The sequence below is a fragment of the Terriglobia bacterium genome, assembly GCA_035712365.1.
Classification (GTDB): Bacteria; Acidobacteriota; Terriglobia; order UBA7540; family UBA7540; genus SCRD01.
In genome coordinates this window covers 123325-149662 of sequence record DASTAW010000008.1, presented here as the reverse complement: position 1 = coordinate 149662, position 26338 = coordinate 123325, and the positions used below count along the sequence as shown (strand labels likewise).

Genomic DNA, 26338 nt, shown 5'->3' with positions numbered 1-26338 from the left:
CGTGCTGCACCGGCACGTTCAACTCTATGGTCTCTCCAAAAAAGAAAGGGACCGCGTTGTGCTGCGGTCCCCTCGGGGTTGAATTTATCACATGCAGCGGGTCTGAACTAGAAGCTCAGTTTGGCGGTGAAGATGAATTGTCGTGCGTCCACTCCGCCGTCGCGGCCCGTGTTTGCCAACCCGTTTACCCGGCCGAAATTGCTGCTGTTGAAGTCCCCGGTCGGATTTCCGAAATGAGGTGTGTTGGTGAAGTTGATTGACTGGGCGCGGAACTGCAGGTTGAAGCGCTCAGTAAGCTTGAAGTTGCGGGCCAGGGCAACGTCCAGGTCGAACAGCGGAGGCCCGTGCAGGGGATAGAACGGCGAAGTGCCGAAACGGTTCTTGTCCGCCACGGCCGCAAAGGCCGAAGTGTCAAACCACGTCGTGTGCGGACCGTAAACGCTCAATACGTCAATGGATGACTTCACGAGATCGGGCCGTTGGGAATTGCCCACCGACGCGTTCAGGTTGGTTGACGAAGACCCTCCAGAATTAATTCGAAAGACGCTTCCAGAAACTTTCGAAAGGACCCCGCTGATCTGCCAGCCGCCCAGGAGTTTGGAGCCTATTCCGGTGTTCATCCAGCGCTTGCCGGCGCCAAAGGGCGATTGGCCGATAAACAACGCCTGTAAGTTCTGTGGACGGTCCCACGGGGAAAGCCCCCGGTTGAGGTAGTAGAAGGCAGGCGTCTGGATGTAGGCGCTGGCCTTTTCGTCGGTGACCCCCGCCATCCCAATGTTCTTTGACCATGTGTAGGCAACCATAACCTGGTAGCCATGGGCAAACTGGTGCCGGAGGACACTCTGGAGGGCGTCGTAATGGTTGTTGGCAATGGGGGCGATCAGTGAAGTCACCCCGGTGCGGCAACCGATCGCGGTTGAGGCTGTGCCTGAACAGCCGGTGGTAGAGCTCAGATAGTTCAAGGGCTGGCTTGCGTGTCCGCCGCAATCCGTTCCCACCGTGCAACCCGCAGGGCCGATGGGCGTTTCGGCATTCAAGTCCTGGAAGCCGAGTTGGCGAATGGTCCGCGTCGCGACGTAACCCGCCTGCGCCTGCCAGCCATGAGGAAGCTCTTTTTCAAGCGTGAGGTTCCAGGACTGGATGTATCCGCGCTGCAAATTGTCAACGGTTGTTGCAAGGTTCACGTTGCCCGGGATGGGGACCTCCGGCTGGGTGAGATCGGGAGTTGCCGGAAGAGGAATTCCGATCGGAAGGCTTGACCCTACGGGACTGTTAATGAGGCTGGCCGCATCCAGCACGCCCGTCGCCTGGTACGAGTCTGCGCTGATGTAGAGCGGAATCAGAATGGGGTAATTGGTCCGCAGGTCGTCGGCCAGGTTGTAGGGCTCATTGGTCAGTGAATACCCGGCGCGAACGACAAAGCTTGGCGTCACGCGGTAAGCAAGACCAACGATCGGGTCGAACAGCGTTTTGCTGACCGAAGTCCCGCAATCGGTGGGAATGTTGCCAACGCCGCAGAGCATCACCATGTTCTTGGCGAAGTCATAGCGCTCGAGACCCCGACTGCCGCCCCGGGTCGGGATGGGATAATACTCCCAGCGGAGACCGAGTTGCGTGGTCAGCTTGTGGGTTGTCTGCCACTGGTCGCCGACGTACAGGCTGAGCTGGTGGGTGACGGTGTGGAATTCGTCCGGCACCATGATGTTCTTGCCGTAAGCTGTGTCCAGCCCCAGAAGGAATGTCGCGAGGTCGTTGTAGGCGTTGGTAGTCGATCCCTTGCCTGCCTTCAGTTTCCCGGTCGTATCGAAGCAATTGTTCACGGAAGGGGTCGCGGCTAGTGCCGTCGCCTGGCATTGGGTGGGGCCAGCGCCAAAGGCGAAGCCGCCCGATCCTGGCATGGTGGATCCCCCGCCGTTCCATTCCGGCTGCGCGTGGTTCAGGTGGGTGACGTAATAAGCCCCGCCAAACCGGATGGTATGGTTGCTATGGATCCAGCTCGCATTGCCGCTCCAGAGAAACTGGGGGTCGTTCCGGAAATACGGCATATAGGTGTTATGCGTGCCCAGATCATCGAAGTTGCTGATGGCGAAGCGCGGCCAGCTTCCTTCAAAAATTCGCGTGCCGTTCACGCCAGGAATGCCCAGAACATCGAGCCCCTGGTTCTTGGTGATGTCAAGCTGCGCGGAGTTCGAAACCTGGCGCGTCATGCCGAAGCTGCCATCCACCACGAAATGGGGGCTGGCCACGTAGTTGCTCGTCACGGTGAAGGTAAGGGTGTGCCCGTAGCCGTGCCCTTCGTTCCCGCCGTAGCTGCTGATGGGATCGCCGCCCACTTCGCCGAACTGCTGGGGGTCCAGGTCGTCAAACTTCAGGAACCCGATGTGGCCGTACATGGTGAACTTGTCGGTGGCGTTCCAGTTGACCTTGTCATCCGTGGTGAACCGGTTAAAAGCAAAAGAGGTGGCCGCAAGGTAGTTATCATTGGGAGCCGATGTGCTGGCGCTCTGAAGAAACCGCCCGGGAGCCTGCTGCAGCAAGTTCAGGAGCGTCGTCGCCGTAGGGCTGATGCGGCTGGTGGGGACCATGTTCAAACACTGCGCGCTGGTGCAGAGGGCGTTGTAATGGGCGGTGTCGTTGGGATCGTTGGTGGCGTAAATCTGTGTCCGTCCCGTTCCGTCCGCATTGCCTGTTGTCGGGTCAAAAACGATGTCGCTGTTAGCGTTCAGACCGTTGGCCGGGTCATTCCCCTGCAGGTCGCCCGCCATCATGGCGAGCGTCGGGATGGTGGCGGTGGCTGTGGCAAATTGCCGCTGACGCGTCCACTCGACGTTCGAGAAGTAAAACAGTTTGTCTTTCTTGATGGGTCCGCCGATGCTGGCCCCGAACTGGTTGAAAATGTCCTTGGGCTTGCGGGTGATCTTGTTATTGGGGTCAAAGAAATTGTGGGCTTCAGTGTTGTTGTCGAAATGGTATTCGTAGAGGTCGCCGTGAATCTGGTTGGTGCCGCTCTTGATCTCCACGTTGGTCGTCGATCCGCCTGCCATCCCTTGCTCAGGGTTGAAGTCTGCCGTCGTGACGTTCACCACCTGAATGGCGTCGGAGGAGGGGATATAAGAGGTGTTTTCAGGCACCCAGATGTTGTACTGTGTGACGCCGTCAATGCGGACCGTGTTCCCATAGTCGCTGGTACCGTTAACGCTGTAGTCGAGGGCCCGTGTGGGATTGGTGGGAATGGAATGGGCGGTGGTTGGCGGGGTGACGCCCGGCAGGGTTTTCATCATTGACTGGAAATTGTTCCCTGGAGGCAGCGGCACCTGTTCGAGAGTGGTCGCGGTGATGTCGTGGTGGACGTCGGCGCGGTCGGTCTGCAGCACCGCAGCGCTGGCGCTGACCTCCACCGTCTGGCTTACCGCCCCAATCTGCAGGGTTGCGTCCACGCGGCTGACGGTATTGATGGCCACAGGGACGTCGCTCTTTGCGAACGTCTTGAAGCCCCTGGCCTCGATTTTCACCGTGTAGGTGCCTGCGGAAAGGGTGGAAATGGTGTAGCCGCCGCGCGAATCCGTCTGCCCCTGGCGGGTGAGGGCGGTTTGAGTCTGGGTGACCGTGACGGTCGCTCCCGGGACGACGGCGCCGGTGGGATCCTGGACGTTGCCAACCAGAGTGCCGTAAAGGACCTGGGCCGCGCCGGTTGTGGGAATGGCCACCGCGATTGAGAAAGCGAGAGCGGCCAAAATGGCACTGCGAACGAGGCGGTTGAGCTTCGCGCAGTGATGTGAAGCATTGCCAGTCATGTGATCTTTTCCCTCCTTACAATATATTTTGTGTCTGTGGCCCAAGTGAGCGCGGCCCTGTAAAGCCCTGTTCGATGCACAAGCGCTCCCATGCAGGAATCGAGGCCCCAGTTCGCCATGGAAATTGTGCTCTTAGTCCCAAAGTCCGACGCGAGAGTTACGGAAACGGTTCCATCATATATCACTAGACAAATGTCATGTCAAGGATTATTTTTGATGTCGCATGAAGTCGTTGGGGTCCCGGAGCCGGGAAGAGTATGTCGGGTCATATGCTCCCATATCCTATGCCCGTTGCTAAAATGGACAGGACGCCTCGCGTTCAGGAGAAGGCGCTGGGCGATACGAAAATAAGCCTGCTGAGACAGGCAGAGGATAACGATGAATTCTACTTGTAGCGCTGCCACGATTCGTGATGTTGCGCGCGAGGCTGGAGTCGGCCTTGGAACTGTTTCACGCGTTCTGAACGGTGGCAACCATGTGAAGCTGGAAACGCGTGAACGCGTATTGTGGGCCATCCGCCGGTTGCGGTTCCGCCCGCACGCGCAGGCCCGGCGGATCCAGCGAAAGCGGACCGAGGTCGTCTGCTTCCTGCTGAGCAATCGCAAGTTTCCCAATTCATTCCACGCGCGAATCCTGCAGGGTGTGGAAGACTGCGCCCGGGAGCTACGGCAGCATGTATTGTTCGCGGGTGTCAACTATGATTCGACGACTCCGCCCTGGCAGATCAACCTGCCCTCGGTGCTGGACGAACGGGGATGGTTCGACGGGCTCATTCTGTCTGGAACAAATCATCCAAACTTCCTTACCAGGATCCAGAAGTTGGAAGCGCCGTTTGTGGTTTTTGGGAACAACCTCGTGGACTTTGAAGGAGAAAAGTACTTTGACCAGGTGGGATTTGACGGCTTCAAAGGCGAGTTGGAGGCCATCGAGAGCGTGCTGGGCCTTGGACACCGGGACTGCATGTTTGTCGGGGACATCGGCTATCCGTGGGTCAGGGTGCGCTATGACGCGTTTCTAAAGTCGTGCCGCGACCATAGGCTCGAGCCTCGAAGCATCACGACGGCTCGGGAGCTCAGCTTCGTGGACTACGGGGAGTGGGCGGGGGAGCGTGTGCTGGACCAATTTCGCCGGCCGACCGCGGTGTTGGCGGTCAATGACGAAGTGGCCTTCGGGCTGTGGCGGTCCTTCCGCCGGCGGGGCATTCGCGTCCCTTCGGACATCAGCCTGATGGGGTTTGATGACCGTGAGGAAGCATTGTTGATGGATCCGCCTCTGACCACCGTACGGGTCCGAAAAGAGGAGATCGGCCAGACGTGCCTGCGCACGCTGCTCGAACGGCTCCGCCATCCGGATATGGCTTATGTTGAAAGGACGCTGCCGACCGATCTGGTGGTTCGCGGCACGGTCAGAAAACTGTAGTCATGGGCGGCGCCTCAGAGGGAGTGTCCAGTCCCCTGGCGTAGAGTAAGGATGCGGTCGGCGCGGACATTCTCCCACTTTTCCTTTTTCCCGTCTGGCCAGTTGACCACAATCGCTTCAATTCTGGGGTTGTTGCCAAGCCCGAAGTGTACTCGGATGTCGCTGGCGCTCAACATGCTGCCATCGGTGTGGGCGTGGCGCCACAAGGTGGGCGCGCCGCTACGGAAAACGCCAACCCTGGCGCCCATGCCGAAGCGGTTAAGTTTCGGGGCTTCCAGTTTCACCAGCAGCCAGTGATTTCCAGATCTGCCCTGGTTCAGGAAAAGGCGGGCGGGGCCGTCGTCGTTGGTGATGACGATATCGATGTTGCCGTCGTTGTCGATGTCCCCGAACGCAGCTCCGCGGCTGATTTCGACCAACTGGAGGAAAGGCCCGGCGTTGGCGGTGATTTCGCGAAATCCCTTGTCCGGACCTTCGTTGTGGAACAGTTGGTTCTTCTGGGCGTAAGGCTCGGCGTTGCTTTGCATGGAGTCGATGATGGTCATAGCTCCATTGGCGATGAAGAGGTCCATCAGGCCGTCGTTGTCGTAATCAATAAAGCCCACGCCGTAGCCCGTATATCCGAACGTCGATTGCGCCAGCCGGAATTGGGCGGTGTCGTCATCGTACATGCCCTTTCCATCGCTCCGAAACAGGGTGACTCCTTCCCGGTTCAGGTTGGTGACCAGTATCTCCAGGCGGCCGTCATTGTTGATATCATCCGCGGTGATGCCCATGCCGGCTTTGGGCAGGCCGTCCGCGCTGAGGGCAACGCCCAGATCGAGACCGGATTCCTTGAACGTGCCGTTGCCCTGGTTCAGCCAGAGGAGGTTTGCAGCCGTATCGTTTGCCACATAAATATCGATTAATCCGTCGCCGTTGAAGTCCATGCAGATGACGCCGAGTCCTGGTCCGTAGGAGGATCCGATGCCGGAGGCCTGGGTGACATCTTCAAATTTCCCATTGCCGAGATTGCGGTACAAACGCGACGGAATGGCATGGTAAGCAATCGGCGAACAATAATCGGGCTGCCCCGAAGGGGAATAGCATTTCTTGTGGCCGCGCACAGTAAAGTCCACGTAATTGCACACGAAAAGGTCCAGCAATCCGTCGCCATTGTAGTCAACCCACGCGGCGCTGGTGCTCCAACGAGGATCTCCAACGCCGGCGGACTCAGTGACGTCGGTGAATGTTCCATCGCCATTGTTGTGATAGAGAACGTTGCGCCCGAAGTTGGTGACGTAGATGTCCTGATATCCATCATTGTCGTAATCGCCCACGGCAACTCCCATGGCGTAGCCGACGTTTCCGACGCCGGCCTTTTCGGTGACATCCACAAACTGCAGCTTGCCGGTTTCAGAAAGCATGTTGCGAAACAGACGATTTCCCGGCTTCCAGCCTGCGGGAGGCGGCGCCAGCGGTTTCTTATCCGGTTGGAGCATGGTTCCCTGGAGCAGGTAGACGTCCAGGTCGCCATCATTGTCATAATCGATCAATGCCAGGCCCGCCCCGAGGATTTCCGGCATCAGCAGGTCTCCGGCTGAGCCGCTGAAGTGGTGGAATTTGAGGCCGGTCTCCTCAGCCACGTCGCGAAAGAGCGGACGAGGCGCCGCTGACGAGGGAAGGGCTGGGCGTGTACTCGAGGGCCATGCGCAAGCGGCAAGGCTGGCCAGTAAAAGGTCCCGTCGGGTCAATTATTTCTCTCTGCCTCCTGCATGGGTTTGCCAGCGTTCCTTAATGACTTTTCTCCAGCGTGGACAACATCACTTTTCAAGAGTGGCGATGTCCTGATTGATGCTGCTAAGCAGCTTTTCCTGGCTGCGCGCCGCCGCCTCATCACGGGCCTTTCGCATATAGACGAGGGCGTTTTGGCGGTCTCCAGCGCGCGCATAAGTGGCCCCGAGCGCATAGAGGTAGCCAGGAGTGCTGGCGTCGGCGGGAGTGAGGATCTTCTGAAATTCCTGAATGGCTGGCGCGTACTTACCCTGGTTCACAAGGGCCTGTCCGATGTGAAAACGCGCCAGCCGAAAATCGGGACGTTCATCAACTGCTTTACGGTATTCGTCAAGGGCTTCATCAAGTTGTCCGCGTATCGCCAGCAGGTAACCCAGATTGTCGTGGGCCTCCGCATAAAAGGGGTTAATTTGGAGGGCCTTTCGCATTGCCTGTTCGGCCTCCGGCATTTTCCGCAGGTTGAACATGAGCACTCCGTAATTGTAATAACAGTCCGCGCGGTTCGGATTAATCGAGACCGCTTTGCGGTAGGCTTCCACAGCCTTGTCGTTTTCGCCAACGCGCGCATAGAGCTGGATAAGGTTGATGTATCCCTGCACCTCGTTCGGGTCGGCCTGGATCGCGTTCAGGTGCTGCTGAATGGCTCCCTGAAGATCGCCCGCATCAGCCAGAGCCAGCCCCCGCCGAAGATAAGCAGTCGCGCTTTGGTCGAGCGCCTGTACTGCGGCACGTACCGGGTCGACGGCCGGAGGTACGGTAGTCATGTTGGCCTGATACAGCTTGAAGTGTTCGGAGGCCTTGTCCGCCTCTCCGAGTTTCCGGTAGGCCGTCGCCAGCGCAAACTGCGCCGCGCCGTAACGCGGGACCAGATCACAGGCTTTGGCCAGTGACTGGGCGGCGGCCTTCGAATTGCCTTGCGCCGCCTGCACCCGACCCAAGCCGTACCACGCCTCGGCGCTGCCGGGGTTTTGTTGGCTGATTTCCTGGTAGAGCCTGCCTGCGGCTTCCGCCTGCCGGGCTGAAAACAGGCTGTCCGCCAGCTTCAATTTTGCCGGGACGTAGCCGGGCCGGAGTATGAGGGCCTCACGCAAAGCATCGACAGCCTGGGTATATCGACCCTCCTTGAAAAGTACATACCCGAGATCGTACGCCCAGGCGAAGGATTTGGGATCGAGAATGTGGGCTCGCCGGTAACAGATTTCTGCCAGAGAATATTGCTCGTACGTGTCGAGGACCATGGCCAGCTTGCCGTTGGCGGCGGCATCCGTGGAATGGGCGCGGGCCGTTTGATAGGCTTCATTGATCTGCTTCACCACTGCCGGAAAAAGATGGCCGGTCCTGACCTCCGGCAAGGGGGGTAAAGACGTCCCAGGGAGCAGGGAAGGGACTGCACCAAGAATGGAAAGCATTAGAACCCATCGGACACGTCCCGGCCACATAGGGCTATTGTACGGGCGGGCAAGGACCGCGCGTCAAGTCTCTATCATGGTTACACTGGCTGTCCCGCCGGGCGGCATCAGACGTGTTTAGCGCAAATGCGCGCCACAACCACGACGGACGCCGGACCCGGCAGCGCAATCCGAGCGATGACGAACCTGACAGAAATGCGCGCGAACAGTCAAACTGCCGCGCGCGCACGACGGATTTTGCGTGGAGCAACCCCCGGCCCTATTCAAGGAGCGGTATCTGATCGGATTGGCCAGGGCAGTTACGGTGTGATTACTCTACCACCGTGGTTCACGAGGAGAATGCGGTCCGTGCGACCCGCCGCGGCCACCGCCGCCACCCCGGCGCTTTCCGCCGAACCCACCCCCGCCTCCGAACCCGCCGCCACCCCTGCGTTCGGGTTTGGGCCTGGCTTCATTAATGGTCAGCGCGCGTCCGCCAAATTCCTTGCCATTGAGCTCAGAAACAGCCTTTGCGGCCGCCTCGTCGTCTGCTATTTCCACAAAAGCAAAGCCACGAGATTTGCCGGTGTCGCGGTCAGTCATGATCCGCACTTGCTGAACTTCCCCGAACGCACTGAACATATCTCGGAGTTCGTCTTCGCTGGCGGTAAATGGAAGGTTCCCTACAAAAAGGTTCTTCATTCGTTTTCCTCACAGGTTTTGGTATTTCACAATCAGGATCGATCTCCCGGAATCAAGGGAGTTTCCTTGTCCCCGGGTTATTCAGTGCCGGTGCGGCCTTTTTTTGATCGTGCTAAAGAAAGCCTACACCTTGAGTTCGAGTCAGGCTCCAAATGCTGATCTATATCCTATTCTGTAAGCATTGTCTCACAGGTTGGTGGGCAGTTTCAGCAATTAATACAGACCTGGCTGATCGGGCTTCTGCAACGAGTGGCTGAAATTTCGCTTCCGGCTGCGTCCAATTACTGTCCGTTATTCTGAGCGACTTGTGAAAATCCGCACCGATGGGTGGCCTGATAAACAGGGAGAAGTGCTATAATCTCTAATTCGTTACCCGAAAGTTGAAGACCCTGCCATCCGGCCAGGCGGGAACGTAAGCATCCTGAAAATTCAGGAAAATGATCTAAGGGAGGTTCATTGTGTCGAAGTATCAAGTTGATTTTTACGGCCACGTTCGCCAGTACCACAATCTGAAGGCAGAAATTGATGCGGCCATTCTGGAGGTCCTCGAGAGCGGAAATTACGTGTTGGGCCCCAAAGTGCCGCAGTTTGAAGCGGAACTGGCCAGGTACTGCAACAGCAAGGAAGCTGTGGGTCTTAACTCCGGCACGGACGCCCTGGTTCTGGTGCTGAAGGCCCTGAGCGTGGGTCCGGGGGATGAAGTCATAACAACCTCCAACACCTTCTTCGCGACGGCAGAAGCCGTATGGCTGGTTGGCGCGACGCCGGTTTTCGTGGATATCGAGCCCAGGACCTGCAATATTGATCCCAATCTAATCGAGGCGGCCATATCGCCGAAGACAAAGGCCATTATTCCAGTTCATCTCTACGGCCAGCCGGCCGAGATGCGCCAGATCTCAAAGATTGCAAAAGCCCACAAGCTGTATGTAATCGAGGATTGCGCGCAGGCACTCGGCGCGCGCGGCGATGACTTTGCGATTGGGGAGCTAAGCGACGCGGTGTGCACCAGTTTCATTATCCAGAAGAACCTGGGTTGCTTTGGGGACGGCGGCGCGGTGACCACAAACAATTCAGAAATGGCGGCTGAAATCCGCAAGCTGCGCAACCACGGATCGGGCAAGCGTTCCCACCACAGTCTCGGATACAACAGCCGGCTGGACGACATCCATGCCGCAGTGCTGAGCGTGAAATTAAGGCAGCTCGACAAATGGAACGACCTGCGGCGGGAGCGCGCCAGCGAATATGATGCCGGCCTGGCTGGCACCTCGCTGACGCTGCCTACGGTGCGGACCGGCTTTCGGCACATCTTCCACCTCTACATCGTTGAAACCGAGCACCGCGATGAGCTCCAGGAATTCCTTCTGAGCAAGGGTGTTCGCGCTCTGACCCACTACCCGATCGCCATCCACCAGCAGGAGGGATTTCCATTTGGGGAGACGGCGCGGATCTCCGGCTCTCTGGAACACACGGAGCGGTCAGCAGCCCGCGTGCTTTCACTGCCGATGTTCCCTGAACTGACCTCAGATGAAGTCAAGCTGGTGATCTCCGGAATCAAGGAATGGGAAAAATCGCGCAAGGCCGTGGTGGGTTCGGTCCGGGCTTAATGGCGCCGTAACAGGTTTTCCTGAGCGATGGCGGCTTGCAGCAGCCGGCCAGAGAGGGTGACCAGCCCTTTCAGGCTGACCTGTGGAGGTCTGCCAGCGCAGATCGAGGAGGGGTCGCAGAGGATGAGCGGAAACAGGAAATACAGTGTTGTTGTCGTAGGGCTCGGAAAGCGGGGAATGCACCACGCCGACGCCTTCGCGAACAACGGCCGTTTTGAGATTGTGGGTCTTTGCGATATTGACAAAGAGCGGCTGGACGCCGCAGCCCGGAAATTTGGCGGCCCTAAAACGGCCACCGACGCCAGGGCCCTGATGCAGGGGCTCAAGCCTGACGTATTCTGCTTTTGCACTCTGCCCCAATTGCGGCTGGACATGGTCCGCCTGGGCGTGGAATCGGGCGCGGGGCTGATTGCTTTTGAAAAACCGGTTGCCCTGAGTACCAGCGAAGCCCTCGAAGTGATGAAATTGGTGCGCGGTGCCAAGGTGAAGACCGTGGTGAGCCACCAGCATCGTTACGGCGAGCACTACAAGAAGGTGAAAGAGATCATTGCCAGCGGCGCGATCGGCCGGGTCCACACGGTCTACGGCACAGCCACAGGCTGGATGATGCACATGCTGACTCATCTGATTGAATACATACGCTGGTTCAATGATTATGCTGAAGCGGAATGGGTGGTGGGCCAGGCGGCAGGCAGGGAAAAGTTCGCCGACAATCATCCCTCGCCAGACTACGTGGCAGGTCTCATCCAGTTTGCAAACGGCGTTCGCGGCATCGTCGAGAGTGGCGATGGCGCGCCGGATGTTCCGGAAGTTGATTACTGGTGGCGAAAATGCCGGATAGGGGCCCAGGGTACGGAAGGCTTCGCCGAAGTCCTCACCGGCGGAGGCTGGCGCGCTATTACCAGGGAATCCGGCGGAGTGATTTCGGGGCCGGGTTGCATGGACTACGCCCACGACATGCCGCCCTACATTCAGGAGATCGCCGACTGGCTCGACGATCCGAAGAAAGTTCATCCCTGCAATGGCGAGAGCGCCTATAAAGGATTTGAGCTGATGATGGCTATCTGCCGGTCCGCCGTCCAGCGCGGCAAGGTCAAGCTGCCGCTCGGTCCTGGCGAGCCGGAACTGGAAGCTCTTAAAAATGTCCTCCCCGGGTAAGTGGCCATTCTTGAGGAACGTCCCGGCCCGCGGGCGAGTTCGACACAGACCTCACGGACAGCCAGTCCGAGGATTAAGATGAAAACGCAGCGTTCGCAAATCGAATTGCGTAGTGTCAGCGTCGGTTGACGCTGCCTCGCGCGGCGGTCCTGAAACTCTGAGCGCACAGGTTAATTATGTCATTCATGATGAGGGAAATTCTGGACCAGCCGCGCGCCTTGCTGCGCTGCTATAAAGCTGAGCACAAGCACGTCGTTGAACTCAAGAGGTTCGCCGAACGCCAGGACTTCCGCATGATCCTGCTGGTTGCGCGCGGGACTTCTGACAATGCCGCGCTTTTCGGGCGTTACTTGCTGGAACTGACCACAGGCAAACCCGTGTCTCTGTGCGCGCCTTCGATCCATACGCTTTACCATGCCAAAGTCGATCTGCGGAAGGCGCTGGTGATTGGAATTTCGCAGTCCGGCGAGGGAACGGACATCAACGCGGTGCTCCATGCGGCACGCCGCCAGGGTGCGTTTACGGTGGGCATCACGAATGAAACGAAGTCTGCCATGGCCGGTATTGTGGATGACGCTTTCTTCGTGCGCGCCGGCACCCAGCGGTCGGTCGCCGCCACCAAGACCTATACCGGGCAACTCCTGATGCTCTACATGCTGGCGGCGGCACTGGGGTCCCACGTTACGCTCGAGCGAGTCGGCGAAATCCCGAGGTGGGCGGAAAGTTCACTCAAGATCCTTCCGGAAATCCGGCGCATCGTCGAGCGCTACCGCTTTATGCGGCAGTGCGTGGTGGTGGCCCGGGGGCTGAACTATGCAAACGCCTTTGAGCTTTCACTGAAACTGATGGAAACCTGCTATGTGGTTGCGGAAAGATTTTCCGCTGCCGATTTCCTGCACGGCCCCATCGCCATGGTCGAGAGTGACTTTCCGGTGATCCTCTTTATGCCGCCTGGAAAGACCTATGCGGACATGAAAAGGCTGGCAGACCGCGTCCGCAAGTTACGCGCGGAAACCCTCGTCATCTCCGCCGAAGGTGTGCGGCTGCCGGGCCACACGAACGCCATTCGCGTTCCCGCCGAAATCCCGGAAGTCTATACTCCGATTCCTTACATCATTCCGGGCCAGCTTTTTGCCTGCCTGCTGGCGGAACTGAAGGGGATTGATCCGGACAAGCCTCGCTCACTCAAAATCGTCACCCGGACGTTGTAGGCGTCTGGTGGATGTTTCTGGAAGAGCTAGTCGCCACCAGCGTGCGATTGTGCGTGGCCTAAAGAGGATTGCATAATAGAGTGACGGACTTCCGTAGCGCCGGTTCCGCCAAGCGGGACCGGCCCTGAAAAATGCCGCCGGGACGGCGGCGCTACAAACAAGCTTGTCACCATATTTTGCAATCCTCAGTAATGGTCAGGCACGAGGGATTTCCACCTCCGCGCCGCGGCGCTCGGCCGATAGATAGGCACTGTAGAGCACGGCGATGCTGTCGGACGCGAGGACCCCGTTCGCCAGCGGCTCGCGATTGTCGCGGAAGGCCTCGAGAAAGTCCTGGAACTCCTGCGGGTAGCCATGCTGCCAGTCTTCGTCTGGCGCCGGATGGTTCCATCCCTGCTTGGTGGAAATCTTCTCCGTAACGTAAATATCTTTGAAGAAATCCTCCTTCGGATTGAAGGTGGTAAGAGCGTCAATCGGATTCAGGTTGCAACGGGTGCGGTGGTTGTTTGCAAAGACCTCGAGCCAGTTGTGGACGCCGCCCATGACGAGCTCGGAAGCAAAAATGTCGGCCACGGTCCCGTCTTCAAACGTGATGTGGATCTGGCCATAGTCTTCAATGTCGTCGTAGCCGGTGCGAATAATCCCCGCGTCGCGGAAAGCCTTCAGGCGTGTGATTTCGTGCGTCCTGGCTGACACGGTAGCCGGCCGGATGGGCTTGCCGTCGCGCGCCTTTCCTTCAACCGCCTTCAGGTAGAGCGCCGTCGAGAGAGGATGGCAGGCTTTGCCCACAATCGAACCGCCTCCTGAAAATCTCCAGATACCGTAGTAGGGAGAATGCGATCCGCTGTGCGATTCGTCGCCGATCAGCCACAGGATCTGCCCGCCGCTCTTCTCCAGGATCTCGCGCTCCTTCTGCACGGAAGGCGCATAGACCCAATCTTCAGCGTAGCCGATCCGCTTTCCACTTTTGCTGGCGGCTTCGAGGATGCGGCGGCAGCTTGCCAGGGCCTCTCGCAGCATGATCTCCTTGGAGAAGGTATTACCGCGAAATTTGGCGCCATCCGCGCCAGGCGGCCCGTAATAGCCGGTAAAGGGCTTTTCGACGATGACGTGCTTGCCGCGATTCAGCGCTTCAACCGCCACCGTTTCATGGCTTGACCCGGGAGTACATACGTCGATAACGTCGGAGGCGTTGCAAAGTTCTTCGAGAGTATCGAAGGCTTTCACGCCAAACTCCTGCGCAAATTTCCGGCGTGAAGCCGGCGTGTTGGAGATGACGCCAGAGACGGTGAGAGGCACGCCGTAGACTCTCCGAATGCCCTTCATGTGGAACCGCGCGGCGAAACCCGCTCCGGCAATTCCGATTCGAATAGCTTCTGTCATTTCAAGCTCCGCTTAAGTGGATTTGACGATACCGATACTCTTCAGAGGCAGACCGCCGCAGACATCGACGTGCATTCTACCATCGCCGACGGAATACCGGAGAGCGTTTTCGGCAACGACGGCTTCGCGTGAAAAGGACCTCTGCTTCTCACCTCACAAAGTGAAGTACAGGCCTTTCTGTGGCGGAACTGCGGCCAATCGAAATATAATTTCCAAATACCGGAGCAGCCCGGCGGTGGCTTCGACGATAGCATCGTGCCGGCCGTCGGATTTTGGCCGTTCCGGAATATGGAGAAGGAGCGCGAAGGGACCTGCGATGAGCATCTTGACCATTCTTAAAAAAATTGACAGGAACTGCTGGTTTATTTGCCACAACTGCATGATGCAAAACGATCATGACGCGCTCAGGTCAATTTTCTACTCCAAGGACCCGAAGGTGAACGTGCTGGGGCGGCCTACCATGATTTGTCCGCGCTGTAATGACGGCAACACGCGATCGTTCCAGGAGTTGAAAGATACCAGAGCGGAATCCTCCCTTTGGGGCCTTGAGCGTCTCGTCAGGAAACACCCGCGCAGCCAGTTCATCGTAAAACCCGCCAGCCAGACCAAGGATGTGGTTTAGTCCGCCATTGCCGCGAGCCAGGACCAGCGGCATGGCGCATTCCACCGGTGACATCTTTCCGCTCCAAGGCTGTGGGGTCCGCCAATCTAGCCCGGCATGCGAACGGCTGCCGCCATGGCCGCGATGCGGTTCTTGAGGTCAAGAAAAATCATGTGGCTGATGACGAGATGGGCGTCCTCAACCTGCTGCATGTTGCTGGAAGGGACGATGATGGGGCAATCCAGCAGGTCCTTCATTTTGCCTCCGCCAAACCCGCCCAGTCCGATGGTGATCGCGCCTGCGCCTCGGGCGTATGCGAGGGCCTTGAGGACGTTCGGAGAATTCCCGCTCCCACTGATGGCGAAGGCCACGTCTTCGGGCTGAAGGAAATTTTCGATCTGGCGCATGAAGACGTCTTCGTAGTGCGTATCGTTGGCCCAGGCGGTCACCATGGGCATATTGTCCGTCACTGCCATCGCCCGGAGGCGCCTGACAGCGGCCAGTTCTTTGGGCCCGGGGAAGTGCGTGCCTTTGCCAAGGTCGGCGACCAGGTGTGACGCCAGCGCCCCGCTGCCGCCATTGCCAAACGTGAAGACCGTATGATCAGCCTGGTAGCATTCAAACAAAATTTCCGCCGCTCTCGAGATCTGCTGGAGTGGGAGGCTGTCCAAAACCGTTTTGAGTTCCGCAAGATAATCCGACAGGTTCCTTGCCGTGTTTACCAACTCTCTCACCTCCCTCCAGGGACTATTTGAGTCCCACCAGGAGCTTTACGGAGACATCCTCAAGCTGCATGTCGCCGTCAGACCTTTCAGCTATTTTAATGAGGATTGCATAATAGCGTGACGGACTTCCGTCGCGCCGGTCCCCCCAAGCGGGACCGGCCCTGAAAATTGCCGCCGGGAAGGCGGCGCTACAAACGATCTTGTCACCATACCCGCCGTGCCTCAGGCGAATTGGCTCATGTTGATGTCCGCATCCCATCGCTCACCTGAAGTCGCCATCGTTTGGTAGCTGACTTCCTGACTTGTGTAGGAGGAGTGCCGGGCCATCATGCAACTCAAGGCCGATTCCACGCCTTGTTCGGCCTGATTATGGAAGTTGCCGCTCAGAATGCTGTCCACAAAGGACATCTTCTTCTCCGGGTCCGCCTGCGCCAGATTGTCCTCGAAAACGCCGGAGGTTGAAAATTCCTGTTTCGAGGCTTGCGCTGCGGGCTGGCTTCCGCCCCACTTCCAGGCATTGTCGCCGTAGATGGCAACGGGTCCGGAGTAATGCGCCTCGGAAGCGCCTTTCGTGCCGAAGAACCGCCAGCCCACTTCCCACGGATTGTTGCCGAACTGCGTGGAACCGAACGTCAGACTGACGCCGTTGGGGTACTTGAACACCACGCTGTAATGCCCGGCCACATTGCCTTTCTCGGGCCGGCCGTTATGGGAGCTCGAGGCCGAAGCCATGACGGGGTGCGACTGGAGCACCCAGTTGCACACGTCAATCACGTGGATGTTCTGCTCCACGATGATGTCGCCTGAAAGGATGCGTGAGTAATACCAGTTGCGGATGGTCCGTTCGTCCGCAGAGGCTTTCGGCCAGTCAGGAAGCTTGGGCCAGGTGGCGTAGTAGTGGCCTTCACCGGAAACGATGTCTCCCAAAGCACCCGCGTGAATCCGCTTCACCTGCTCCACATAAGGAGGAGCGTTGCGGAGCTGGAACCCGACTTCGAGGCTCAGGCGCCCCTGGGCGCGGCGGGAGGAATCGAGCACCGAAACGCAGCCTGCGGGATCAACCGCCACGGGTTTTTCACAATAAACATGCTTGCCCGCCGTCACTACTTGCGCGAGGTGCTGCGGGTGGAAGTATGCCGGAGTCGTGATGATGATGGCATCGACATCTTTCGAGTTCGCGATTTCCTGGTAAGCGTTTGGCCCCCGGAACATCAGCCTGCGCTCGATTGCCGGAATCCCTTTTGCCTGCTGAAACTTGTCAAAGTGGGCCTTGGCCTCATCGAGTTTGTCCTGGAACAGGTCGCCCAGGGCCACCAGCCGCGCCTTGCCCGTTTCGACCGTGTAGGTGGCGTCTGCCGTGCCGCGGCCTCCGCAGCCGAGCAAGCCGACACGGAGGGTAGAATTTGCCGCCGTTCCACGCACCAGTTGCGGGGCCACGATCATAAAACCCGCCGCGGCCGCAGCGGCGCCCATAAACTCTCTTCGCCCTATTTTCTTGCCGGAATCTTCACTCACTTTGTTCCTCCTTCGTCATATCCATATCTCAACTGCAGAGCTGACGACGCCTCCGGGTGACCGATCGTCAAACCTGAAATCAATTTCCCGACCGAATCTGCCAAGCTATCATAACCCTCACCGCTTGTGGAAGGGCTTGCCGCCCCATCGAGCCCAGGTGGGCGGAGAATGCCAGGCATTCTCTGTGCTTTGCAATCCTCAGCAAAGGTCTTGACGGTCCGCCCGTCCGGGTTATAATTGCCGCTCATACCTTTCGTCTGGTCTCATAATTTTCGTGAACTTTCAGGGCCAGGTTTGTCCAACTGCGGTCCGCGCCTTTAAACCCGGGAGCCCGGGGCAGACCCGGCGGGAATTGTGGGGGAACGGAGAATCTGTGATGAAACGCGTGTCTTATGCCGTGATGTTGATAGTTGCACTTGGCCTGCTTGCAGGGCCGGGCGTCGTGCGAGCCGCGCAGCAACCCGCCGGGGTGGCGCAAACTTTGCAGCCAGCGGCTGTGGGGGCACAAGCAGCATCGAGTTCCCAGGCGGCCAGCCCTGACCGGCTGCAAAAACTCGAGTCTGAAATCGCGGCCGCCCAAAGCGCCGGTGACAACGCCTGGATGCTGGTGTGCGCCGCGCTGGTGCTGATGATGACGGGCCCTGGCCTGGCGCTTTTCTACGGCGGCCTGGTGCGCAAGAAGAACGTGCTTGCCACCATGATGCAAAGCTTCTCGATGATGGCCTTGATCACGGTGGTCTGGGCCATTGTTGGCTTCAGCCTCTGTTTTGCTCCGGGAACTTCCTTCATCGGCGGCCTCAGTCATCTCTTCCTCCGCGGCGTGGGCAGCGCGCCCGATCCCGCTTACGCCGGCACGATTCCCCTCGGCACCTATATGGTTTTCCAGTTGATGTTTGCCATCATCACGCCCGCCTTGATTTGCGGAGCTTTTGCCGAACGTATGAAATTCAGTGCCATGGTCCTGTTCATGGTGCTCTGGTCCATCATCGTTTACGACCCCATGGCGCACATGGTGTGGGGCAAGGGCGGATTCCTCAACGCCGCGCTGGGCGGCGCTTTCCCTACGCTCGATTTCGCCGGCGGAACGGTGGTGCATATCACTTCAGGTGTGTCGGCCCTGGTCTGTGCGCTCTATCTGGGGAAACGCGTGGGCTTTCCCTCGGAGCCGATGCCTCCCCACAGCGTGGTGCTGAGCGTCATCGGGGCATGTCTGCTGTGGGTGGGATGGTTCGGATTTAACGCCGGCAGCGCGGTTGCTTCGAGCGGCCTGGCCACCAGCGCATTTATCGCCACCGATTTCGGGGCGGCCGCCGCGACCATCGGGTGGGCGCTTGCGGAGTGGGTGCGCAACGGCAAGCCCAGCGTCCTGGGCGCGATTTCCGGCGCCGTCGCGGGTCTGGTGGCCATCACCCCTGCGTCCGGGTTTGTGGGGCCGATGCCGGCCCTCATCATCGGGTTCATCGCCGGAGTTTTCTGCTACTGGATGGTCTCGAAAGTCAAGGCCCTGTTCGGGTATGACGATTCGCTCGACGCCTTTGGCGTTCATGGCGCCGGCGGCACGATCGGGGCGCTGCTGACCGGCGTATTCGCGAGCAGCGCCATCAATCCTATCTTCAAAGACGCCCAGGGCAACACGCTGCCGGTCGGCGTGATCGACGGCCATTCCGGACAGATGCTCAACCAGTTGGTGGGCGTCCTGATTGCATGGGGCCTGGCAATCGTCGGCACATTGATCATTTTGAAATTCGTCGATGCGGTTATCGGGCTGCGAGTGCCCGAAGAGCACGAGATCCAGGGCCTTGACCTGGCGCTGCACGGAGAGGAAGGCTACACCTTCGAGGCGTAGCGCATACACCGGGCGTGGCCCTGATAAACTGAACACAGGCGCAGCCTGAAAGCGGGGATATACACCCATGAAAAAGATTGAAGCCATTATTCAACCTTCACGACTTGAGCATGTGAAGTCCGCGCTGCACGAAATCGGCGTGGAGGGCATGACCGTCGTGGAAGTGCGCGGACATGGCCGGCAGAAAGGGCACACGGAAGTTTACCGGGGCAGGGAGTACAACGTGGACCTGCTGCCCAAAATGAAAATCGAAATCATCCTTCCAGACCGGCTTGTCGATCCCGCAGTAGGGGCAATTCTGGGCGCTGCCAAGACGGGCAAAATCGGCGACGGGAAGATCTTTATCTACCCCGTCGAGGAAGCCATCCGCATCCGCAACGACGAGCACGGCGAGGCCGCGTTGTAACCGTCCGCGCCTGCTGTTCCCATGCGCCTAACGTTCTCCGCCGGGCGGTGGAAGAATTTCTAGGGATCCGTTGTGGACGACAGCGACTGTGCGGTAACCTTGAGTTCCACCGATTTCATGCGCTTCGGCAATGATGCCAGCAAAGACTGCGCTGTATTCGGGTATGGCGGATGCAAAGCTTTCAATCAGCTTTCGATCTTCCCGATCAACCTCATCGTAATTTTTCCACGGTTTTGCCAGATACGCGATGTCGAGATAAATCTTTCCCGCTACTGCTAGCGCGCCGGCATTAATTACCTGAAACTGGTCATGACCGAGTTGCCACGTGAACGGTGGCTTACCCTGGAAAAGCGCTGGAGAAGGTGTATTCGACAGCGTTTCCCGGATAGCGGACGCTATCCCGTATTCAAAAAGAGGGCCGCGTACGGAGAGTTGAAGGACGGTATTGTAGAGCACGAAGGCGTTAAACGAATGCTGGCGGGCGTGTTCTCGCTCGGCAGTTTTCCACAGATCTGCCGCCGACTGGTTCGCCAGCGTTGACGCGCCTGCATTGACGGAGTTGATTTGCCACGTTCCACCGACCGGAATAAGCCATGCGGCAAATGTCCAGTTATTATTGCGTGCCTTTCCGTCGATGAGGACCCAAGCCTGCCTTGAAGACGGTTCGACTTTAAACGAAACCCAATCCTCCGGTTTGGACAGTGCGCCACAAAGCACCCTATTGTCTTGGGGTGTCCCCAAAACGTTGGCTAGATAGGTATGAGTAATCGCTAAGGCTGCAAACGGGGCGAAGGGATCAACTGCCATCCGCATGTAAGATTCAAACTGCTTCTGGCTTGTAGAAGCCTTGGCCTTATCCGAAAGCTTGCGGTAGGCCGCGTCGGGGTCGGAACCGATGGCGGTACGGACAAACGAAATCGCTGCGTCATCAATCGCAGCAAGTTCAGTGCTGGAAATCTCGGTATCCTGCCTGCAGGTGGAAGCAGACGCGCTCAGTTTGAGTTGAGCAAAGGGCGAAGTGCCCCTGGCTCTGGCGGGGAGTGAAAAAAAGATGAGGCCCGCCAGGAGAATCGGGATGGAGAGCGTCGATTTGAAAGTCAATACTTTTTGTCGAGTGAGCATCACCAGATGTCCCTTACTCAAATCGGAGGGGGCCGATACACAACCCAAACCGCTGTTCATCAAACAGTGTCCCCAAAGGGCCAGTCGACCGTACTGTTCGACGTAAAGTTCTCTCATGGCGAACTCCAGCAGAACTCCAATACGAGAAAATAAAAGCATATCGCTGGGCCGCACAGGTCCGATGCGGGCTCGCAACAGACTCCTGATTGGAGGACTAGCCCGCGAGATGCCAGGGTTTAGCTGGCCACCCTGGCCTCAATGGCCCGCAGCATCTCTTCATTCGTGGAAAACTTGAACTCTTTCAAGCCGAGCGACTGAGCTTGCTGTAATTCGATTTGCCCAAGGACGGCGATGTCCTCTTTGGTTACGGCTTCGATTCCTCTCGCCCGGATTTCGCCCAGGATCTCTGCGGTTGTGGCCGGTTCTTTTGGCGCGGCGATTTCGAGATACTTGAGCACATGCTCGATCCCGTGCTCGGCGTCAAAGCGGGCTTTGCCCACCAGCCCTTCGCTGGCCTTGCGGGCCCATCCCACCACGAACACGCCGTCCATCACGCTGCCGGACGCCGGATCAAAAACTTCGTAGGAGGCGCGGTCCGATTCCGCGGGACTGGAGTTGGTCACATAGCAGTTTTTGGCATAAGGCAGACCCAGACCCGGGTCGGCAAGGTCGCCGATGGCAAAGATGAGAGTATCGACATCCAGAAGCGACTCGGCATCCGTTACCTTCGGGCGCGTATTTTCGCCGTCGCGGACGAGAATGTTCTCAACCACCCGAAGCCGCGCAATGCGGCCGTCCGCTCCAGGCTCAATCTCCACGGGAGAACAGAGAAATCGAAAACTCAGCCTGGACGCCGGCGAATTTTCCGGCTGGATTTTAAGCCACGGAAAGCATTTGTCGGCAACCTGGCTGACATCCTGGCCGACGGCCTTGCAGGCTTCCGCCACACGGCTGAGTTCCTCCTGAAACAACCTGCGGTCCAGGAAGGTTTCAACTTCGTCGAATTCCTTGCGGTCAAACTTGACTTCAAACGGCCCGCGCCGCGCGATCACGATCACCTCTTCAGGCCGTTGGCCCGGCTGGTCAACCAGCAGCCAGCGCGCGATATCCACCATGACGTTGCCCATCCCGACGATGGCCACTCGGCGCCCGGTAGAGAAATCCTGCGAGGCAAACGGAGGCAGCAAGTTGTAGTGATAAACGAAATCTTTGGCGGAATAGACGCCCTTCGCGTCCTCGCCGGGAAGGCCCAGGTTCTTGGTGCCCTGCGCGCCTACCGCGAACACGATGGCTGAGGGGTTCCAGTCTTTCAGTCGCTCAACCGTCAGCGGTTCGTCGCAGCGCACCCTTACGTTGCCGATGTAATCCAGGTTTGGCATGGCGAGAATTTTGGCAAACTGTTTCCGCAGGCCGCTCTTCATATGGAATTTCTGGGGATAAATGCCGTACTCGGCAAGGCCGCCCGGCTTGACGTCCCGGTTAAGAATCAGGACACGATGTCCGGCTGCGGCGATTTTGCGGGCTGCGAAAAGCCCAGCGGGGCCGGCGCCCACCACAAAAACAGTTGGTTGATCCATGAGTACCCTCGTTGTCTTTCACCATCCTCTTCCCACTCATGACTCGCCGCCCACTCGTCTTTGTGGGGTTTCTCACAGCATGCGCCACGATCTTGGGTGTGCTTACTTGAGTTGGATTTTATCAGATGCCGACTGCTGTTCACAACCCGCGCAGGGCTTTGCCTTGACGCAGCGAGCCAGACCTGCGGGTCCCAGGCGGGCAGGCAATCGCAACGCCAAGGCAGGCTACATTGAAGAGAATCTTCTCCAGGTTCGTCTCCGGTTCGTTTTTTGACCCTCTAATGTTTTCAACAAGATCGGTAGCTTCGTTTTTAGGTTCGTTCCGGTTTGTTTTTTCCACAGATACGTGTTTTCAACAACTTCTCCGCTTTGTTTTCCGGTTCGTTCCGGTTTGTTTTTTGGCCATTTCTATTTGTTTTCAACAACCTCTCCGGTTTGTTTTTCAAAAAACGTGTTTTTCTGTCCCATTTCGTTACTTTTAGTCCCGGAAAGCCGCACGCTTACAGGCACTGAGAAGAGACTACCATGCTAGGCCAGTGATTGTCAAGCAAAATCGGCGGGAGAGGCTGGAAGGCAGGAGCCAGGAGCCAGGAGTCAGGAACCGCGGGTCAGTGCTTCAGAATTTCCCGATGAGCGCTTCAGTGGCTGAAGCCCGTTGGCTAGAGGCGCGATAAACTTCGGAGCTGACGTACCAGCAGATTCCTCTCCCGTTTTGCGGGATCGGAATGACGGAGGGCGGGGCCTGTCAAATGTCGGAGCTGAAGCCCCGACCTCCTGAGGAAACAACCGTGGCCGGCCATGCCTCGGCAAGGTCAGGGGATCGGACCCTTCAGTTTCGGCAGAATACAGCAGGTTAAGGCGCTTCACGCGAGGTCATTCTGAGGCCGGTTTCTGGCCGAAGAAACGGCTTGGCGGCCTACGCGCAAACGATGATGGTCAACCCGCTACCCGTCATCTACGGTTTAGCCTCAACCAGAGGCATCTCGACCAGATGCTCGCTGAGGAACCAGACCTGCATCTCATTGGTGCGCAAAACTTCGCTAACCAGAATGTCGTTGGTTCCATCGTCGCCCAGTTCGGAGGCGCGACGAGCGAGTTGCCGCACATACCCGATAACGATCTGGTGCGTGTCGAGCAACCGGGAAATCTGGACCGGGACCTCCTCCCTCCCGCGCGGAGGACGCGCAATGCGGGTCGTCTCGGCAACGTCGGCCGCCATAGCAATGCTGACGCCTCCGAGCGTCTGAACGCGCTCGGCAATCGCGTCGATCAGTTCGGATTGCTCATTGAAATGCTTGTCAAAAAGGAGGTGGAGTTGGTAAAAAGTCGGCCCTGAGGTCTGCCAGTGCGATTTTTTATAGAGATCGCGGAGGGTCATGGTGTCTGCCAGAAGCAGATTCAGTTGTTCCGTCATTTCCAGGCGGACTGGCTCTTCGAGCTCAATGGGCAGCAGCTTGACCGTTCCATAGGTCTGAATTTCCGGAGCTATTTGATGGAAGTGGGGCTGGGCGCTCACCCGCGCACTCGACGCATTCATTTTCATGGTATGGCTTTTCATGATATTCGCCTCCCGGTAATGAAGTGAAGCTCTTTATCTATGAAGTAATTCTATGCCAACCTGATCGGCACCGCAAACCTTTACGACGAGCGATTCCGCCGCGTCTATCGCCGCCTGGCGTTTCGCAAGGGCGCGGCGTTTGCCAAAGTCACCATGGCGGGCAAGCTGGCCATTCGTCTCTACATCATGTTGAGAGAGGGGATCGAATAGAGACGTGTGTTGGAACCGGGCCACCGTCCCAAGGCGAACCAAAAACCAGCACCGAAAAGCAGATTTTTGCTTGACGAAACCGGCAACCCTATCGATGCGCTGCCGGCGCCATTAAGCGGTTTCCGATCGAAGAGATCGCGCAGCCAGGGCCAACATGACTTCAGACCACCCGACGACGATTAAATCGATGCCGATGAATAAACCTATGATCCACAATCCCGAGACCGGCCACTGCGTCCAGACCAGGATCCCGAGGACCAGGGTAATAATGCCGTCCGCGAGCGCCCATCCCCAGCCCCGAACCCGCACGGACAGCGCGGCGACAATACGGAAAATACCCGCTACAGTGAAGTACGCGGCCAGAAGCAACGTAAACGCCAGGGCGCCCGCCAGGGGGTGGCGGACCAGCATGAGGCCCACGATGATCGAGAGCACCGCATTGAGCGCGTGCAGGAAGAAATGGCCGGCTTTGCGGTGTCTGAACGCTTGCACCGCCTCGATGATGCCGGCGACCAACAGCACCCAGCCAAAAAACAACATCGAAATCACTGTAACCGAAACCGAGTCCACCAGGGCAATGATGCCCAGAATGACCAGGAGAATACCCAGGGCGAGAAGCCATCCCCAATTCCGGCGCAACTCCTCACCAGCGGTAGCGAAAATACCGAGAGGTGTGTCAGGGTCTTGGGCCATGACCGAATCCTCCTTTTGTATTTATAGCTGGTTATACAACAAACTATCGTCCCCCGCAATTGAAATGACGAACATCTTGTCCAACTGGACCCGCTCGTTTTGACCGTCTGTGAAAGGCCCGGCAGCCTCTTACCTGAGGGGCCACAGGCGACAAAGGATTTGGCGGGTCGGGCATACATTCCGCAGTCTGGAATGTATGCGGCGGGCCAATGCTGCAGAATTTCCTGACGATTGCTTCAGCGGCTGAGGCTGGCTGGCGGGAGGCGGATAAATGTCGTAGCTGAAGCTCCGGCCTCCTTAGGAACGGTAACAGCAGGTTCCTCGCGACACTCGGGATCACGGGCAGGGGCTCGGAGTGACGGAGGCGGAGCAGGGATCGGAGTGACGGGTGGAGGGCTGGCTTCCAAAAAAAAGAGCCGCGGACCCCAAAATCGGGGGACCGCGCTACCAGCTTCTGTTACAAGGTCCCCTGTGGCACGGCCATCTCGTTCGCTTCGCTCAGGGCGGGCGTGGCCGTGGTCCGACACGGGCGGGACGCCCGTGCCACAGCATCACGCTTTCGGGTGGTTGGTGTCGCGGGGCGAGAGCAATCGTCGGGCGAGGAACAATGCTCCCTCGACAGGCTCGCGCTCGAGCAGCGAAACGCGGGCGCGGGGAGCGACGCGATGGATGCGGCGGGCAAAGGCTTGCCGAATGAGATCACTGGAGCGGAACACGCCCCCGGAGCACACTACGGGAACGGCGCGATTCTTCCAGCGAAGGCGGCGAATGATGGTTGCGGCCAGCTCGGCAAGATCTTCCGCCGCCTCACGGCACAGTCGCCGGGCCGTGGCGTCTCCTGCCTCCGCCTCCTGCTGCACGGCGGGAAAAAGCGCTGCAATGTTCTGCGGGGTCAGTTGTAGGGGCACAGCTTCGGTGATTTTTCTGAGACCCAGCTTGCGGCAGATCGCCGGCGCCAGACTGGTGCGCTTGCCCCTGCCGTCATGCGCGCGCAGGGCCGCGGCGATGGCTTTTCGTCCCACGTCATATCCGGAGCCGGCGTCGTCAAACTGATTGCCCCATCCTCCCACCCGCAGAATTCGGCCCCGGCGGTCGCGGCCGAAGGCGATGGAGCCAGTCCCGGCAATGACGATAATGCCCGGCGATTCACCAAGGGCCGCGGCAAGCGTGATGGCGGCGTCGGTGGTCATCAGGTGGGCGCGCGCGGGAATAGCTTTGCGCATCCAGCGAAGCATGCTCCGCTGAACGGGAGCGCCGTCGCCACCGGCGAGCCCCGCGCAGACGCCAGCGAGCGTGGCAGGCGGGACGCGGGCCTCGCGCCACGCTCTGCGGTAAGCGCGCGCGAGCTCCCGCTGGGCGCTCGAGAGTCCAACCTTGATGGGGTTCGAGGGGCCGGCCTGGACGCGCGCCACGACGGAAAGGTCCTTGTCGGCCAGCCAGGCTGTGGTGTGAGTGCCGCCGCCGTCGATGCCAAGAAAATATCCCATGGCAGAGTAAGCCATGATGGCTTGGGGAAGGGTCGCAGTCAAGAGCGGAAGAGCCTGGGCACCCTCCTGTTTTGGAATCGTAGCGGCGATCCCGCCGTGGCGGGATCGCGATTTGGCGGCGTGAAGCCGCCGCTACGCTCAAGCCAGGAAAGCACCAAACCCCGGT

General features: G+C 58.6%; 19 protein-coding genes. 7 read left to right on the top strand and 12 right to left on the bottom strand.

Translation table 11 applies throughout. The annotated features are described in order from the left end of the window. Positions 1-107 precede the first annotated feature (107 nt). Positions 108-3794 (bottom strand): TonB-dependent receptor, encoded by a 3687-nt coding sequence (locus VFQ24_02625; protein HET9177235.1) that lies wholly within the window; start codon positions 3792-3794, stop codon positions 108-110. A gap of 378 nt (positions 3795-4172) precedes the next feature. Between VFQ24_02625 and VFQ24_02620 the strand changes: the two genes are divergently transcribed. Beyond that, complete coding sequence (locus tag VFQ24_02620; protein ID HET9177234.1) at positions 4173-5213, top strand: LacI family DNA-binding transcriptional regulator; 1041 nt, start codon at positions 4173-4175, stop codon at positions 5211-5213. 14 nt (positions 5214-5227) lie between these two features. Here VFQ24_02620 and VFQ24_02615 read toward each other — a convergent pair whose 3' ends face one another. The 3 genes from VFQ24_02615 to VFQ24_02605 form a co-directional block, all read right to left on the bottom strand. Then, positions 5228-6946: a CRTAC1 family protein gene (locus tag VFQ24_02615; protein ID HET9177233.1), complete on the bottom strand. Its 1719-nt coding sequence runs from the start codon at positions 6944-6946 to the stop codon at positions 5228-5230. 69 nt (positions 6947-7015) lie between these two features. Then, positions 7016-8395, bottom strand: a complete 1380-nt coding sequence (locus tag VFQ24_02610; GenBank protein ID HET9177232.1) for a tetratricopeptide repeat protein — start codon at positions 8393-8395, stop codon at positions 7016-7018. Between the two features lie 315 nt (positions 8396-8710). After that, the gene (locus VFQ24_02605; protein HET9177231.1) at positions 8711-9076 is read right to left on the bottom strand and encodes an RNA-binding protein; all 366 of its coding nucleotides are present in this window, start codon (positions 9074-9076) and stop codon (positions 8711-8713) included. Between the two features lie 458 nt (positions 9077-9534). Between VFQ24_02605 and VFQ24_02600 the strand changes: the two genes are divergently transcribed. The 3 genes from VFQ24_02600 to VFQ24_02590 all read left to right on the top strand — a co-directional run bounded on the left by VFQ24_02600 (position 9535) and on the right by VFQ24_02590 (position 13049). Continuing rightward, positions 9535-10680 (top strand): DegT/DnrJ/EryC1/StrS family aminotransferase, encoded by a 1146-nt coding sequence (locus tag VFQ24_02600; GenBank protein ID HET9177230.1) that lies wholly within the window; start codon positions 9535-9537, stop codon positions 10678-10680. 123 nt (positions 10681-10803) lie between these two features. Further along, complete coding sequence (locus VFQ24_02595; GenBank protein ID HET9177229.1) at positions 10804-11838, top strand: Gfo/Idh/MocA family oxidoreductase; 1035 nt, start codon at positions 10804-10806, stop codon at positions 11836-11838. 176 nt (positions 11839-12014) lie between these two features. Continuing rightward, positions 12015-13049 (top strand): SIS domain-containing protein, encoded by a 1035-nt coding sequence (locus tag VFQ24_02590; GenBank protein HET9177228.1) that lies wholly within the window; start codon positions 12015-12017, stop codon positions 13047-13049. A gap of 195 nt (positions 13050-13244) precedes the next feature. Here VFQ24_02590 and VFQ24_02585 read toward each other — a convergent pair whose 3' ends face one another. Continuing rightward, positions 13245-14432: a Gfo/Idh/MocA family oxidoreductase gene (locus VFQ24_02585; protein HET9177227.1), complete on the bottom strand. Its 1188-nt coding sequence runs from the start codon at positions 14430-14432 to the stop codon at positions 13245-13247. A gap of 316 nt (positions 14433-14748) precedes the next feature. Between VFQ24_02585 and VFQ24_02580 the strand changes: the two genes are divergently transcribed. After that, entirely contained in the window at positions 14749-15054 is a 306-nt protein-coding gene (locus tag VFQ24_02580) for a hypothetical protein (GenBank protein HET9177226.1), read from the top strand. 86 nt (positions 15055-15140) lie between these two features. On the opposite strand, the gene VFQ24_02575 is transcribed toward VFQ24_02580, so the two are convergent. Beyond that, complete coding sequence (locus VFQ24_02575; protein ID HET9177225.1) at positions 15141-15758, bottom strand: SIS domain-containing protein; 618 nt, start codon at positions 15756-15758, stop codon at positions 15141-15143. Positions 15759-15980: 222 nt separating this feature from the next. Beyond that, positions 15981-17273, bottom strand: a complete 1293-nt coding sequence (locus VFQ24_02570; protein HET9177224.1) for a Gfo/Idh/MocA family oxidoreductase — start codon at positions 17271-17273, stop codon at positions 15981-15983. Positions 17274-17649: 376 nt separating this feature from the next. Here VFQ24_02570 and VFQ24_02565 point away from each other — a divergent pair, with 376 nt between their 5' ends. Together VFQ24_02565 and VFQ24_02560 are read left to right on the top strand one after the other, a co-directional pair. Then, the gene (locus VFQ24_02565; protein HET9177223.1) at positions 17650-19119 is read left to right on the top strand and encodes an ammonium transporter; all 1470 of its coding nucleotides are present in this window, start codon (positions 17650-17652) and stop codon (positions 19117-19119) included. A 67-nt stretch (positions 19120-19186) separates the two neighbouring features. Next, positions 19187-19525, top strand: coding sequence for a P-II family nitrogen regulator (locus tag VFQ24_02560; protein HET9177222.1), 339 nt, complete (start codon positions 19187-19189; stop codon positions 19523-19525). Between the two features lie 27 nt (positions 19526-19552). Here the strand turns inward: VFQ24_02560 and VFQ24_02555 are convergent, their stop codons facing one another. The 5 genes from VFQ24_02555 to VFQ24_02535 form a co-directional block, all read right to left on the bottom strand. Further along, positions 19553-20764 carry a hypothetical protein gene (locus VFQ24_02555; protein HET9177221.1) on the bottom strand — a complete coding sequence of 404 codons (1212 nt, stop codon included), beginning with the start codon at positions 20762-20764 and terminating at the stop codon, positions 19553-19555. Positions 20765-20883: 119 nt separating this feature from the next. Continuing rightward, positions 20884-22224 (bottom strand): FAD-dependent oxidoreductase, encoded by a 1341-nt coding sequence (locus tag VFQ24_02550; GenBank protein ID HET9177220.1) that lies wholly within the window; start codon positions 22222-22224, stop codon positions 20884-20886. A 955-nt stretch (positions 22225-23179) separates the two neighbouring features. Then, positions 23180-23782 (bottom strand): DNA starvation/stationary phase protection protein, encoded by a 603-nt coding sequence (locus VFQ24_02545; protein HET9177219.1) that lies wholly within the window; start codon positions 23780-23782, stop codon positions 23180-23182. Positions 23783-24103: 321 nt separating this feature from the next. Further along, positions 24104-24685, bottom strand: a complete 582-nt coding sequence (locus tag VFQ24_02540) for an HdeD family acid-resistance protein (protein HET9177218.1) — start codon at positions 24683-24685, stop codon at positions 24104-24106. Positions 24686-25236: 551 nt separating this feature from the next. Further along, positions 25237-26187 (bottom strand): BadF/BadG/BcrA/BcrD ATPase family protein, encoded by a 951-nt coding sequence (locus VFQ24_02535; GenBank protein HET9177217.1) that lies wholly within the window; start codon positions 26185-26187, stop codon positions 25237-25239. Positions 26188-26338: the final 151 nt, after the last annotated feature.

Coding starts and splice junctions, on each gene's coding strand:
- VFQ24_02585 (HET9177227.1), bottom strand. CDS start 14,432: ATGACAGAAGCTATTCGAATCGGAATTGCCGGAGCGGGTTTCGCCGCG.
- VFQ24_02605 (HET9177231.1), bottom strand. CDS start 9,076: ATGAAGAACCTTTTTGTAGGGAACCTTCCATTTACCGCCAGCGAAGAC.
- VFQ24_02590 (HET9177228.1), top strand. CDS start 12,015: ATGTCATTCATGATGAGGGAAATTCTGGACCAGCCGCGCGCCTTGCTG.
- VFQ24_02595 (HET9177229.1), top strand. CDS start 10,804: ATGAGCGGAAACAGGAAATACAGTGTTGTTGTCGTAGGGCTCGGAAAG.
- VFQ24_02620 (HET9177234.1), top strand. CDS start 4,173: ATGAATTCTACTTGTAGCGCTGCCACGATTCGTGATGTTGCGCGCGAG.
- VFQ24_02545 (HET9177219.1), bottom strand. CDS start 23,782: ATGAAAAGCCATACCATGAAAATGAATGCGTCGAGTGCGCGGGTGAGC.
- VFQ24_02565 (HET9177223.1), top strand. CDS start 17,650: ATGAAACGCGTGTCTTATGCCGTGATGTTGATAGTTGCACTTGGCCTG.
- VFQ24_02560 (HET9177222.1), top strand. CDS start 19,187: ATGAAAAAGATTGAAGCCATTATTCAACCTTCACGACTTGAGCATGTG.
- VFQ24_02625 (HET9177235.1), bottom strand. CDS start 3,794: ATGACTGGCAATGCTTCACATCACTGCGCGAAGCTCAACCGCCTCGTT.
- VFQ24_02610 (HET9177232.1), bottom strand. CDS start 8,395: ATGCTTTCCATTCTTGGTGCAGTCCCTTCCCTGCTCCCTGGGACGTCT.
- VFQ24_02540 (HET9177218.1), bottom strand. CDS start 24,685: ATGGCCCAAGACCCTGACACACCTCTCGGTATTTTCGCTACCGCTGGT.
- VFQ24_02555 (HET9177221.1), bottom strand. CDS start 20,764: ATGAGAGAACTTTACGTCGAACAGTACGGTCGACTGGCCCTTTGGGGA.
- VFQ24_02580 (HET9177226.1), top strand. CDS start 14,749: ATGAGCATCTTGACCATTCTTAAAAAAATTGACAGGAACTGCTGGTTT.
- VFQ24_02535 (HET9177217.1), bottom strand. CDS start 26,187: ATGGCTTACTCTGCCATGGGATATTTTCTTGGCATCGACGGCGGCGGC.
- VFQ24_02550 (HET9177220.1), bottom strand. CDS start 22,224: ATGGATCAACCAACTGTTTTTGTGGTGGGCGCCGGCCCCGCTGGGCTT.